The organism is Mariniblastus fucicola (genome assembly GCF_008087665.1).
GTDB lineage: Bacteria > Planctomycetota > Planctomycetia > Pirellulales > Pirellulaceae > Mariniblastus > Mariniblastus fucicola.
In genome coordinates this window covers 380,146-393,738 of record NZ_CP042912.1, presented here as the reverse complement: position 1 = coordinate 393,738, position 13,593 = coordinate 380,146, and the positions used below count along the sequence as shown (strand labels likewise).

At 55.3% G+C, this 13,593-nt stretch carries 10 protein-coding genes and 1 pseudogene; 8 read left to right on the top strand and 3 right to left on the bottom strand.

The window, feature by feature from the left end; translation table 11 throughout:
- Nucleotides 1-13: 13 nt before the first annotated feature.
- The gene (locus MFFC18_RS01555) at nucleotides 14-2,923 is read right to left on the bottom strand and encodes a PQQ-dependent sugar dehydrogenase (RefSeq protein ID WP_075084903.1); all 2,910 of its coding nucleotides are present in this window, start codon (nucleotides 2,921-2,923) and stop codon (nucleotides 14-16) included.
- Nucleotides 2,924-3,273: 350 nt separating this feature from the next.
- Between MFFC18_RS01555 and MFFC18_RS25750 the strand changes: the two are divergent.
- The 7 genes and pseudogenes from MFFC18_RS25750 (at nucleotide 3,274) to MFFC18_RS01520 (ending at nucleotide 10,814) form a co-directional block, all read left to right on the top strand.
- Nucleotides 3,274-3,651: pseudogene (locus MFFC18_RS25750) on the top strand (GxxExxY protein).
- 192 nt (nucleotides 3,652-3,843) lie between these two features.
- A complete protein-coding gene (locus tag MFFC18_RS01545) occupies nucleotides 3,844-4,965 on the top strand; it encodes a phenylacetate--CoA ligase family protein (protein WP_075084942.1) in 1,122 nt (373 codons plus the stop codon).
- 108 nt (nucleotides 4,966-5,073) lie between these two features.
- Nucleotides 5,074-6,513 carry an aldehyde dehydrogenase family protein gene (locus MFFC18_RS01540; protein WP_075084904.1) on the top strand — a complete coding sequence of 480 codons (1,440 nt, stop codon included), beginning with the start codon at nucleotides 5,074-5,076 and terminating at the stop codon, nucleotides 6,511-6,513.
- A gap of 135 nt (nucleotides 6,514-6,648) precedes the next feature.
- Nucleotides 6,649-7,767, top strand: a complete 1,119-nt coding sequence (locus tag MFFC18_RS01535; protein WP_238381278.1) for an iron-containing alcohol dehydrogenase — start codon at nucleotides 6,649-6,651, stop codon at nucleotides 7,765-7,767.
- A gap of 62 nt (nucleotides 7,768-7,829) precedes the next feature.
- Nucleotides 7,830-8,384, top strand: coding sequence for a VOC family protein (locus MFFC18_RS01530; RefSeq protein ID WP_087149666.1), 555 nt, complete (start codon nucleotides 7,830-7,832; stop codon nucleotides 8,382-8,384).
- 147 nt (nucleotides 8,385-8,531) lie between these two features.
- Nucleotides 8,532-9,704, top strand: coding sequence for an outer membrane protein assembly factor BamB family protein (locus MFFC18_RS01525; protein WP_162273963.1), 1,173 nt, complete (start codon nucleotides 8,532-8,534; stop codon nucleotides 9,702-9,704).
- Between the two features lie 90 nt (nucleotides 9,705-9,794).
- Nucleotides 9,795-10,814 (top strand): DMT family transporter, encoded by a 1,020-nt coding sequence (locus tag MFFC18_RS01520; RefSeq protein ID WP_075084908.1) that lies wholly within the window; start codon nucleotides 9,795-9,797, stop codon nucleotides 10,812-10,814.
- On the opposite strand, the gene MFFC18_RS01515 is transcribed toward MFFC18_RS01520, so the two are convergent.
- Together MFFC18_RS01515 and infA are read right to left on the bottom strand one after the other, a co-directional pair.
- The gene (locus MFFC18_RS01515) at nucleotides 10,733-11,281 is read right to left on the bottom strand and encodes an RNA 2'-phosphotransferase (RefSeq protein WP_075084943.1); all 549 of its coding nucleotides are present in this window, start codon (nucleotides 11,279-11,281) and stop codon (nucleotides 10,733-10,735) included. The genes MFFC18_RS01520 and MFFC18_RS01515 overlap by 82 nt on opposite strands.
- A gap of 194 nt (nucleotides 11,282-11,475) precedes the next feature.
- On the bottom strand, nucleotides 11,476-11,694 hold the full coding sequence (gene infA, locus MFFC18_RS01510) for a translation initiation factor IF-1 (protein ID WP_075084909.1): 219 nt from the start codon (nucleotides 11,692-11,694) through the stop codon (nucleotides 11,476-11,478).
- Between the two features lie 198 nt (nucleotides 11,695-11,892).
- Here infA and MFFC18_RS01505 point away from each other — a divergent pair, with 198 nt between their 5' ends.
- Nucleotides 11,893-13,296 (top strand): amino acid permease, encoded by a 1,404-nt coding sequence (locus MFFC18_RS01505; RefSeq protein WP_075084910.1) that lies wholly within the window; start codon nucleotides 11,893-11,895, stop codon nucleotides 13,294-13,296.
- Nucleotides 13,297-13,593: the final 297 nt, after the last annotated feature.

The following is a 13,593-nucleotide window of genomic DNA, read 5'->3' as shown; positions in this document are numbered from 1 at the left end:
CGCAGCGGTCGAGCTACTTCAAACTCTTCAGAAACTCCAACAAGTCTGCCGTCTGCTGCAGCGTCATATCCGCCAGCAACTGCTCGGGCATCAAGCTCTTATCCATGGGACGTGATTCTTCGATTTCGTCCAAAGCGATAATGTGTTGCTTGCCCTCTGAGTTGACGATCACCATTTGATTTTCATCTTCCGAAAGCTTCAGTCCGGAGATCAGCTCTCCATCTTCGGTCGCAACGATGTGGCCGCGATAGTTTTCTTCGATACTGACTGAAGGGTTCAGAAGTGAATCAAGGATCTCTCGCTTCGTTCGTTTTGAACCGATGCCGTCCATCGATGGGCCAACCATTTGACCTTCGCCGGCGATCTGATGACAGTTGCGACAGGAGAATCCGCTGTTAAACCACAACGATTTGCCTCGCTCGACGTCGCCTTCGGTTGAAAGGACCAAATCAACATCGATGTTGTTTCCGAGCCGTTCAATTTGTTCCGAAGCTGGCAGGAATCGCTCGAACAGATCGCGGATCTCGGCGTTCTCGTGACGCGCCGCGACGCGAGCAATCGATTCGCGAGCCCGCACGTTGACGCCGTCTCGCGAAAGTGAAACCGCGAGGACGACGGCGGACGAAGTCGACTCCAACAACTGGCCGATCGTGGCCACGTCGGGATACTTGAGCACCGCTTTGCAGGCATGCTCGCGGCGAATCAGATCTTTCGGCGAATCGCCCAGCGACTTGATCCAGTCATACATCAGCAGCACACCCTGATCGTCGACCACGCTGGTTCCAAACTGCGGCATCCGACCATGGCCGCTTTTCATCAGCCGATACAGCAAAACGCTCCGCGATGGATCGCCGCTGACGACCAGCTTCGTATCCGAGTAACCAAAGTCTCCCTGATTGGCTGGCATGTCGACCAGCTTCATGTCTTCGAGCGAAACGCTGCTTTCGAGCACGAACGAACCGGTGCCGCCACCGTTTTGGCGATGGCAATGCGCACAGTTTAGCTGCAACCAGGCTCGCGTCCGTTGTTCGAGACTTGCTCCATTGTCGATGGGCGAAACGGAAGGCTCCAGCGGATTAAACTCGGCCTCGAACAGCCCCAACGCAGCGAACTTGTTCAGCTGATTTTGCTTCTCGTCGTCAAAGCTTCGGTTCAGCTGCTCGCGCTTAAAAGCGTGAACCGTTCCGCTGCTCCAGATGTGGCACAGCATGCATTGGTCGCGGCTGGAGTGCAGCCATTTCTGTTTGCGAAAGCCATCGGAAGAATCCGGCGTCGCGATTTTGAACTCGCGTTCGACCGCAATGTTCTCTTGCAGGATCGCGTCGGTTTGATCCTGGTTCCAGACGTAGTTGTAAGCCATCCACGCGTCGTGATACCGATGCAGGACTTGAGTCTCAACGCGTCGCTTTGATTTCGGGTTCGCCGGATCGAGCTGGAGGTAAATCGTTTTCGCAATCGCGGTGTTGTGCGGAAAATTGAACTGGCCCTGAATGTCGCCCGTCATCCAATTGGACTTTTCAAGCAACGAAAGCTGATCGTCTCCGACGACTCCAATCCACCGACGCGAAGTCGTTCCATCCGCCCAGTGATGCGCATTGATTTCGTATTCGATGACGCCCAGCGAGGGTTTTTCGTCAGCAACCGATTCGAACAAACCTGTTTCGGAAAGCTTGCGAGGGAAAGCCGCGTTTTGACTTTCGCCAGTGAGCAGCGGATTCGGGATCAGGCGGTGAATCGTCCCGTCGTAGCCGACGATCAGGACTTCTCCATCATCGTCGACCGCGAACGAAATGATTTGCAGCGGCGTATCGACGAGCTCGCGATGTTCAATGATCTGTTCTTTCCCGGAATCGTATTTGAGCGCCCAAACTTTGCCCGTCATCCAGTCGCCATAGATGTACGCGCCGACCAGTTCCGGAATCCGTGGACTGCTCCAGAAGAAACCTCCGGTGATCGATCGAGCTTCGACGTGATCGTGTTCGAGGATGGCTTTGGTGATCGGAACCGAATGAGCACCGCTCATCGGTTTGACATTTTGACTTCCTTCTTTGACGCTCCAGCCGTAGTTCGCACCGGGGTCGATGCGGTAAATCATTTCGCGCATCTCCCAACCGACATCGCCAACCCATAGTTCGCCGTTGTCGCGAAAACACAGTCGCCACGGATTGCGGACTCCGAATGCCCAAATCTCGCCGCGAGCGTCTGGCACATCGACGAAGGGATTGTCGGCCGGGATCGAGTAGTTTTTGTCGGACGACAGATTGTCGACATCGATCCGCAGCATGGAGGCCTGTAAGTCGCCGATGTCCTGACCGGTGTTCAGGGGATCAGGCGGAGTCGGGCGTTGTCCGTCACCGATTGACATGTAGAGATAGCCGTCGGGCCCGAACAGCGGTTGGCCGCCCATGTGATCGTGGCTTCTCCATTTCAGGATCTCCATTTCACTGTTGAGCTTGATTTTCGGAGTCTTCGGATCGACCACGCGAAAGCGGGAAAGCTTGGCTCCGGTTTCTGATTTCGGCTGATCCCGATACGTGACGTAGCACCAGGGCTGTTCCGGAAACTCCGGGTGGAATGCAATTCCAAAGGCCGCGAAGTGCCAACCTTCGACTTGTTTGAGATCAACGACCGGTTGCACATCCGGATCGCCGCTGCGATTAAATGACAACAGCTTTCCATTTTGCTGTGTCACGATCCAGCGATCGGTCTCGGGCACACGAGTCATGTGCGTCGGACGAGTCAACTCTACCGATTCATAAATCCGCTCGGTCGCAAACGGCATCGGCGGATCAGGCGTGCCTTTGAGTTTAGAAGTCGTCCATTGGACTCGTTCGATAACGCCGTCATCGTTTTCGTCTGGCTGGACAGCTGCAAGGCCGACGCCGACGAGGATGGAAAGAATGAGGTGGCTGGCAAATCGCATGGGAGATCAAAACGTTTTGGAGCGGTCAGAGCGTTCATGATAGTAAAAACAAGTGCTCATCGTCCGAAAACGCAGTGCGATGGTGACACAAAGCTGGCAATAACTTTAGGCGGAATGACCGTGCAGCCAATGCAGCAATAGCCTCACGCAAAGGCGCGAAGGACATGCGGCAGCTCACAGCCCAAACTTTGCGCCTTCGCGCCTTTGCGTGAGGTCCCTTGCATCCGGATGCATCGAAGACAACTACCTTCCATCAGCGGACCAAATGTCGGCCCACACATACTCATCGCTCGGGCAACGCCGCCTGTAGCCTAAAATATTGCTTTTTCCAAACCCACACCGGAATCACCATGGACGAAAATCAACTCTCGAAAATAGTCGTCGATGTTGCTTTCCAAATCCACACCACGCTCGGCCCCGGACTGCTTGAATCGGTTTATCAGAAAGTCATGATTCACGAGCTTTGAAAACGCGGACTCACGGCCGAAGAAGAAGCGCCGATTCCAGTCGTCTGGGACGACGTCAAACTTGACGTTGGCTTTCGAGTCGACATAGTCGTAAATCGCAAGCTCATCATTGAACTCAAATCCGTCGAACGAGTCGCCCCCGTCCACAAGAAGGCTCTGTTAACTTACTTACGCTTGACCGATCGCAAACTTGGAATGCTCGTCAACTTCGGAGAAGAACTGATGAAAAGCGGAATTTCAAGAGTCGTCAACGGCCTCTGATGGTCGACTTGGCAGCTTCCGGCCGTCGCGTAAACAAATGCTGGCGTTCGAGTCCGTCTTTCCTCGAAACCACACCCTCCCGGCGGGGTTCATCACCCTTATAATCATCTGTTGCGAGCCCGTCCCGATTTCGGTTTCCGTCTTTCGTACGGCTCACAACTGATCGCAAACCAGAACCGCGAAGAAACAATCATGTCAACCATCGATGCCAGTCTTGAACCCGCCATCACGGCCGCCAAAGAACGACTCGACCAACACACCGTCGAAATCGTCCAGCGTCACTTTCACGAATCCACTGGCTGCCCGTTTTGGCTGCAGAAGAAGAAAGAACTGAACTTCGATCCGCTGACCGAAGTCAAATGCTATGACGACCTGAAAAAGTTCCCTTCGTTCGAAGACGACTGGCTTCGCGGCGGTCCCGTCGATCGCTGGATCATGAACGACTACAAGGACAAACCAACTTACGTTTTCGAAACTGGCGGAACGACGGGCGTGCCCAAAAGCCGAGTCGTCGTCAATGACTTCCGCGAAGACTACGAAATCTTCTCCGACACGCTGCCCGACCAGTACTTCCCCAAAGGCGGCAACTGGCTGATGCTTGGCCCGTCCGGTCCGCGACGCTTGCGATTGGCTGTCGAGCATCTGGCTCAGCATCGCGGCGGGATCTGCTTCTGCATCGACCTCGACCCGCGCTGGGTCGTGAAGATGTTGAAGAAAGGCTGGATGGAGCAGGTTAAGGAATACAAAAAGCACTGCATCGATCAGGCCATCACGATTCTGACGGCAAACCACAACATCAAGTGCATGTTTGCAACGCCGAAGCTGATCGAGTCGCTTTGCGAAGGCCTGGAAGAACGCGGCATGACGATGCAGGATACTGGCATCACCGGAATCTTTTCTGGCGGCACAGAATTCACACCGCAGTGGACTCGGTTCTGCGTTGAAGAGCTGTTTGGCGGCCCGGCGGAAGAGTCTGGAATTTTCATGACGCCGACTTATGGCAACACACTGATGGGTCTGGCTTGCAGCAAGCCAGTAACCGCCGCAGAGAAGTACAAGATTTCGTATTACGCACCTCAGCCACGAGCGGTGACAGAAGTTGTCAGCTTCGATGATTACAACCAGTCCGTGGGCTACGGCGAGACCGGTCGCGTGAAGTTGACGACGTTGACGCCGGAGTTTTTCGTTCCCGGTTTCATGGAACGCGACGAAGGCGAACGCGAAATGCCGTTTGAGACCTATCCCTGGGATGGTGTCAGCGGCGTAAGACCGTTCCACGAAATCGCGTCTGGAACAACCGTGGGCGTTTATTAGTTCATCGATGGTGGCATAGGCTTCCAGCCTGTGATCTGCACGTCCACAGGCTGGAAGCCTATGCCACCTTTCCCACACACCGAAAACCGCTAACCGAAAACCAACCAAATGCTTGAAATTCCAGTCATCCGTTGGGGCAAACAATATGAGTCCCTCGAAACGACCGAAGTCACACACTTCAACACCAACGAACCGATCGCGACCGTCCACTCGGCCAACGGCGGCCTTGTCACTCGCGACATGCGAAGCGCTCAAAAGGCTCGTGACACGCTGCGACAATTCAGCTGCAAACAACTGATCGAAATGGTCGGCAAAGCGGCTGACTATTTTGAGAACGATGAACTTCCGATGGGCAACGGAACGCAGACCGCGGATGACTTTGTGCATCAGCAATCTGCATCAACCGGTTTGCCTCAGCACATGTGTCGCGGCAACATGAAGAAGAACAGCTTCGTGATGCGGAACATGACCGAGATCCTCGACTGCTTGACTCGTGGGCTCGACCTGGAAATCTTCAGCCGCGGATACGGTAAAGAAGATCGCGGCGTCGTCGTCAGCTATCAGGCTCAGACCCCTGTGCTCGGCGCGGTACTTCCTTCCAACTCACCGGGCGTTCACACGTTGTGGATGCCAGCCATTCCGCTGCAGATGGGCCTGGTGCTCAAACCGGGTTCGTCCGAGCCCTGGACGGCGTACCGCATTGCGTCGGCGTACGAGAAAGCCGGCATTCCGAAGGAAGTCGTTTCGCTCTATCCCGGAGGTCACGATGTTGGCGCGGCGTTGATGGATAGCTGCCCGCGCAGCATGATCTTCGGCAGCCAGAAAACGGTCGATCAATACTCCAGCAACCCTCGCGTCCAGGTCCACGGACCGGGCTTCTCGAAAATTTTCCTGGGCGACGATTGCGTTGACGATTGGGAACAGTATCTCGACATGATGGTCGAGAGCGTTTACATCAACGGCGGTCGAAGCTGTATCAATTGCAGTGCGATTTACGCCTCGCGTCACACCGAAGCGATCGGCAAAGCGTTGGCCGAAAGGCTTGGACCGATCGAAGCGTTGCCGCCAGAAAACGATGAAGCCGGTTTGGCTGCCTTCACAGTTCCCGGCATGGGTCAGGCCGTTTGGGACATGGTTAAATCCGACCTCGAAAAAGACGGTGTCACCGACTGTACGGCCGAGTACGGCGATCGCGTGGTCGAACTGGAACGAGCTTCCTACATTCGTCCGGTGATCGCCCGCGCGGCCAGTCCCGAATGCGAGATTGCTTCGAAGGAGTTCATGTTTCCGTTCGCGACGGTCGTTGAGTGTCCTCAGGACAAAATGATCAAGGCCGCTGGTCCAACATTGGTTGGCACGGCGATCACGAACGACATCAACTTCATCGATCGACTGACGGATGCGACGAACATCGACCGACTGAACATCGGCCCGATCCCGACGAACCGTTTGAACTGGCTGCAGCCTCACGAAGGCAACATCATCGACTTCCTGTTCCGGTCTCGGGCTTACCAGATGCCGGAAGAAAAAGTGGCGGCGTTGGTGTAGTAAAAAATTTTCGTGGTGACGGCGTGAAGCCGTTGCTTTCTGCCAAACTGCGGCGGCTGGAAACCGCCACCACGGCCATCCTCAACGCGACTTTCGATACCAATGCAGCCGTTTGATTTTGAACTGAAAACACGGATGGTCTCAGGATCCGATTCGATCCTGCGCGTCGGCGAACTGGCGGCTGAGCTTGGCACCAAGAAAGCGATGGTGGTCACCGACAAAGGCATCGTCGCGGCTGGCCACGTGGCGATCGCACTGGAATCGCTGCAGAAACAGAACATCGAGACCGTTGTCTTTGATGGCGCTCACGAGAACCCGACCACGAAAGACGTCGATGCGGGCATGGAAATCGCTCGCTCGTTTGAACCGGATTTGCTGATCGGACTGGGCGGCGGAAGTTCGATGGACTGTGCCAAAGGCGTGAACTTCGTCTATTCCTGCGGCGGCCAGATGCAAGACTACTGGGGCGTTGGCAAAGCGACCAAGCCGATGCTGCCGATGATTGCGATTCCGACCACGGCCGGAACGGGCAGCGAGATGCAAAGCTTCGCTCTGATCTCTGACGCCGAAACGCATGTGAAGATGGCGTGCGGCGACAAGAAAGCCAGCTGCCGAATTGCGATCCTCGATCCGAAACTCACCGTGACTCAGCCCGAAGCCGTCACCGCACTGACCGGCATTGACGCGATCTCACACGCAGTCGAAACGTGGGTCACCAAGAAACGCAATCCTGTTTCGCTGCTGTATTCCCGCGAAGCCTGGAAGCTTTTAGCGACCAACTTCTCGACCGTCTTGCAGCAACCAGACAACGTCGAAGCTCGCGCCGCGATGCAGCTTGGTGCCGCCTGGGCCGGACTGGCGATCGAAAACTCGATGCTCGGCGCCAGCCACGCGTTGGCCAATCCGCTGACCGCGACCTACGACACGGCTCACGGCCAGGCGGTGGGGCTGATGTTGCCTCACGTCGTCCGTTTCAACGGCGAGCAATTTGATCCCTGGTATCGCGAGCTTTTGCTCAGCACCGCGGGCGTTGACGGAATGCCAGATCCAGCAAGCGGGGCCCGTGGCTTGGCCGACTTTTTGACTTCGCTGGTCGAAACTGCGAAACTGGCAACTCAGCTTTCCGGCTGCGGCGTCGAAAAAGAGAAATTGCCTCAGCTTGCCGAAGGCGCGGCGAAACAGTGGACCGGCACGTTCAATCCGCGTGACGTTGATCAGGAAAGTTTGCTTTCTGTCTACGAATCTGCCTGGTAAAATTTCGGTCGCACGCGCCGGGCGGTACGCCAATCACCAATGTCCCTTTTTCTGGATCCATGATGACACTCAAAAACTATCTGCTTTCGTCAATCGCCATTCTTGTCTGTGCGGTCGGTTCCAGTTTCATCTCTGCTGGATCCAACCAGGACGAATCCGAGTTCACCAAACCGACTATCGACATCGGCTGTGTCGTCAGCGACATCGACGCGTCGGTCAAGTTCTACACCGAGGCCATTGGCTTTGAGCAGACGTCCGAATTCAAGGTCGGTGCCGAGTACGCGAACAAGGTCGGACTAACCGATAATAAACCGCTCGACGTCAAAGTGCTCACACTGGGAACCGGTGCCGGCGCGACTCAGCTCAAGCTGATGCAAGTCGATGGCGAGAGCGCGAAAGCGGCACACGATCACATCCACACAACGCTCGGATACAGCTACCTCACGATTTATGTCAAGAGCACGGAGGCTGCGATGAAGCGTCTCAAGGATGCCGGCGTCGAAACCGTTGCTGAAAGTCCGCTGCCGATCGAGGGTGCCGAACAGATTACACTCACTTTGATTCGCGATCCCGATGGCAACATTATTGAACTGATCAGCCCATCACCGGAAAAGTAGCCAGGGCCAACTCGCAGCACAATGGAACTGATTGGCGTTCGCAACCGTCCAACGCGAGTCATCTCAGGCCTGCGTGACGAAGGGCTATCTAAGGCCCAAAATCTCAATCGTATTTTCCGGCATCGACGAATTTTGGTGGAGCCTCACATGTTTCAACGACTCAGTTTTTCACTGGCGATTCTGGCTCTCTGTGCGACTCCTCTGTTTGCTCAACAGGCAAAAGTCGACGAAGCCGCCAAAGCTGCAGCATGGCCGATGGCCCGCGGAAACGAAACTTCAACCGGCGCCATTGAGAAATCGATTGGCGACAAGTTCGAAATCGATTGGGAGTTCAAGTATCCAAAAGGCGCCTTCGAATCGAGCCCAATCATTGCGTCCCACGAAGGCAAGCCGACGATTTTCACATCCGGTATCGACGTCAATGTGAAAGGCAAGCTGTTTTCGATCGACCTGGAAACGGGAAAATCCAACTGGGATTTCGAGATTGAAGAGGGCTTTGTATCGTCGCCGGCGTGGCGTGACGGCAGAATTTTCGTCGGCGACATGATCGGGATGATCTACTGCGTCGACGCGGCCAATGGCAAAGCGCTCTGGACGTACGAGACTCAGGGCGAAATTAGTTCGGGCGGGAACTTCTTCAAGTCGCTGGTTCTGTTTGGCTCGCAGGATGCAAAACTGTACGCACTCGAACGTGAAACCGGAGAGCTCAAATGGGCTCATTCGGTCGATGATCAAATTCAATGCGGTGCGACGGTGGCTGGCAACCGCTGCTTTTTGGCTGGGTGCGATTCGAAGCTACACGTCATCGGGCTCGACGATGGCAAGGAAGTCAGCACCGTCGAGATTGGCTCGCCCACCGGGACAACCGCCGCGGCGGTCGGCGACGACGTTTATTTTGGCACCGAGCAGGGAACTTTCTTCTCGATCAATTTCCAGACGCCGGAAGTCAATTGGCGGTGGGAAGAGCCAGCGGGCGCGACGTCGGTGAGAAGTTCGGCTTCGGTGACAAATGACCATCTGGTGTTCGGAGCCAGAAATCGAAAAATCAATTGTTTGGATCCGAAAACCGGGACACTGAAATGGTCGACGACGGTGAAGGCCAAAGTGGATGGCTCGCCGATCATCGCGGGAGACCGGGTCTATGTGGGTTCGACGGACGGGCGTTTCTACACGCTGAACCTAGAAGACGGAAAAGTGATTTGGCAGACGCAATTTAACGGCGCGATTTTGGGTTCCCCGGCTATCATCGGCGGTAAACTTCCCCGACTGGTTGTTGCGACGGAACGTGGTACGGTTTACTGCCTCAAGCCCGCTGAGTAGGTTCCGTTTTGCGGTAACCAACCGCGAACTTTGCCACCAGTTGCGAATTGCGATGGCTGGAAGCCGTCACTACGTTTCGAAAGCCACTCAATGAATCCCGGAGAAATTGCGGCACTAACTGCAGCGGTGCTGTGGACTTTCTCCAGCATGCTTTGGGGTCAGGTGAAGATCCCGGCGTTCACGCTCAACGCCTGTAAAAACGTAATCGGATGTGTGTTTATCGTGCTGCACATCCTCTGCGTGTGGCTAATTTTTGGCACTTTCGAGTTCACGACCAACCCATTTGATTGGGGCTGGCTAACGCTCAGTGGACTGGTTGGAATTGTCGCCGGAGACACGCTTTACTTTCGTTGCCTGCAAATTCTTGGTCCGCGCCGGGCTCTGTTGATCGCTTGTGCCAGCCCTCTGTTCGCGACGATGCTCGGCTATCAATTTCTGGAACAACAGATTGGCCTGGTGGTGCTGAGCGGAATTTTGCTAACGGTTCTGGGAGTCGCCACGGTTGTCTCGGATCGAAGAGCCAACGTCGAAGCACCCGGTTTGCTGCCCGGAAACTTCGAAGTCGGAGTTGCTCTTGGACTGCTTGGTGCGGTTTGCCAGGCGGTCGGAGGACTCTTCTCCACACTGGGCATGAAAGGAGATTGCGGTGCTCTGGAGGCAACGATGATCCGATTGCTAATCGCTGCAATCGCCTCGGTCGTGATGTTGATGGCTCAGTGGAAAACCCGAAAGTCGTTCGCGAGCACGTTCCGGTTCGAGTATCTCAAGTTCATCGTGCCGGCCACGGCGATCGGAACCTGGCTGGGAATTTGGCTCAGCCAGATCGCCTACAAATACGCTGACCTCGCGGTCGCCCAAACGCTGATTTCGACTTGTCCGCTGTTTGCGATTCCGGTGGTCTGGATTCTGTTCGGCCACAAAGCAACCCGACTGGCGATCGTGGGGACAATTGTGGCACTGGTTGGCGTCGCGATGACGGTACAGAAGAAAGAAGATCCGACAGATCCGGTCCAACAGCAGGACTTTGATCAGCAATCCGGAAAGGTGATGTACTCTGACGAAACATGGTCAGTCAGCCAAACGCCGTTGGCCGAAAGAAAGAACTGGTGACCGTCGGCAGACATTTTGCTCGCGTCGATTTCGAGGATGATCGGTTTGCCACGCCGAGATCCAACCTGGCTGGCCGTCGCCACATCAACGCTCAAGTGGACATGCTGACGCTGCATTTTTTTCAGCCCCGATTCGCGGATGAGGCCCACGAATTTCTCGACGGTGCCATGAAATAAAACCGCCGGAGGTTGCTGCTGCTTCAATTCAACATCGACACTGACCGAATGGCCTTGGCTGGCACGGATTCGAGACCCGTCCGCACTGAATGCAAACCTTTGCTTGTCGTTGTCGCGAACCACATCGTCCAGCATTGACCTATCGACAGACAGTCCGCTTTCGCAAATAGCGGCAAGCAGTTCTTCGACCTCAACCCAGCCATTTTCGTCCAACTGCAAACCCAGGTGTTCTGGTTTGTGCCGCAGTACGAGGCTGAGCAGTTTGCTGATTCGTTTCGTTGACTTCGACATTTCTGCCAGACCATACTCTGTTTTTGCGACGCGGGACATGTTTGTAGAACCGGCTTCAACTGAAGACCGACAGTTTCCGCCTGAGAACAGGACGACAAGCTGCGGACAAGGTTCGCGACACCGCGCAGCAGCGAACCGCCTTGCAAACGTGGACTCTGCAAAAGATGGGAGGCGGAGCGACTCAGAATGAGGTATTAACGCTCTCGGTAGACGATGCGACCCTTGGTCAGATCGTAAGGAGAAAGTTCCACACGGACTTTGTCGCCGGGAACAATTCGAATGAAATTCCTTCTGATTTTGCCCGCGACGTGCGCAAGGACTTCGTCGCCGGTTTCCAGCTCGACCCGGAATCGGGTGTTGGCCAGAGCCTGCGTGACGGTACCGTCAACTTCGTAAGATTCTTCTTTTGGCATAGATCCCTTTCGAGGATTGAAATTTTTGCTGAACCTCAAAGGCGTTTTGAAATTCACCTACAATATATTGACGCATCCCAAAAAGTCCAGTTCCATCGTGATTCCGGTTTTTGATGGCATTTGGAGCCCCTGGGGCTGATTTTCCGCATGCACGGCCGAAGAGACACTCCTTCACCTCAGCTTAACACTCCGCTTCATATGCCAGCCAATTCTCCTCGCCGGACCCTATCGCTGCTCGATTCGATCTGCATCATCGTCGGCACAATCATCGGAGCAGGCGTCTTTGGAACCGCAGCGGATGTCGCCGGACTGACTCCAAACACGGCGACCATGATCGGAATCTGGATCGCGGCGGGAGCAATCGTGCTTGTGGGAGCCGCCTGTTTTGTCGAATTAACCACGCGTTTTCCTGACGCTGCCGGCGGAGACTACGCCTATTTGAAGAAAGCCTTCGGCCAGCCGATCGCGTTCATGTTCGCCTGGGCTTCTTTCTGGATCGTCCGCCCCGCCAACATTGGCCTGATGGCGATCGTGTTCGCCGAGCATTTTTCTCACATCGCTGCCTCGCTGCCGCTGATCCGTGAACTGCCGGTCACCGTCGTCAAAATCGGCGGAGCCATGCTGGCGATCACGTTGCTGACGAGTGCGAATTTGCTGGGTTTGCAGAAAGGAAAATACACGCAAAACATTTTGACGCTTGCGAAAGTCGCGGGCATTGGACTGATTATTCTGCTGGCCTTCGCCAATCCGATTGGAGACGTCACGCCCCAAGCCACCGCTGCGGCCTCGACGTCGGACGGATTCAGCATCGGTTCGCTGTGGTTGCCACTGGTGCTGGTGATGTTCAGCTTTGGAGGCTGGAACGATGTGGCTCTGGTGGCCAACGAGATTCAGCAGCCGAAACGCAACCTGTGGCGATCCCTGATTTTCGGCGTCGGGATTGTGACGTTGGTCTACGTCCTGTTCAACATTTCTCTGGCGGTTGGACTTGGGCAAGACGGGATGGCGGCCTCGAAGTCGCCAGCGATCAGCCTGGTGGAGACGGCGCTCGGCAGCGAGAATTTCTTTGCCGCCCGCGCTAAAGAACTGGTCGCGGCACTGGTTTGCATTTCCTGCCTGGGAGCCATCAATGGGATGATCATCACCAGCCCGCGGATCTACTACGCCGTCGGGCGAGACTACGAGGCGTTGAGTTTTCTGTCGCGGTGGGACGATCAACGAAGTTGCCCCTGGCAATCGATTGTGCTTCAGGCGGTGGTTACGATCTCGCTGATTCTGCTGTGTGCCAGGTACGAGAACATTTTCATGGTGCTGCTGATCGCGTCGGCTCCGTACTTCTGGAGCTTTCTGGGAGCGACGGTGCTTTCGCTGATCGTGTTCCGATACCGGGAGAAGTCCGATGGGGAGCATTTTCGCTTGCCGTTGTTTCCGGCTGAGCCGATCTTCTTTGCGATCGTTTGCGCGGGTCTGACCTACAGCTCCGTGACGCATCTGGTCAGCGAAGGCCATCTACTGGTCGCGTTGGCAATCGGAGGGCTGATGCTGGTGGGGGTCGTGCTGGGGATGGTGTTGAAGGCAGGGGTTGCTGCCAAGCCAAAGTAGCACGGTTGGTCTCCACCGTTCCATGTATTGAGATGCAATTTGGAAGTACGGGAATGCAATCACAGCTGGAAGCCTATGCCACCTTGATGCACCGCGCGCAAAAAAACGGGGCCGAAAGCGAACTCAGTCATACGACTGAACTGGCTCTCGACCCCGTCACTGCAAAATGCAATGGGCGGATCGCAGACTATTTCTTGCGATGGCGAATCTTGGCTCTCATACGTCGTTTTTTTCTGCCAACTTTTCGTCGACCTTTTCCGGTCCGTTTTGTGCCCACGCGATAGTCTCCAATGACTG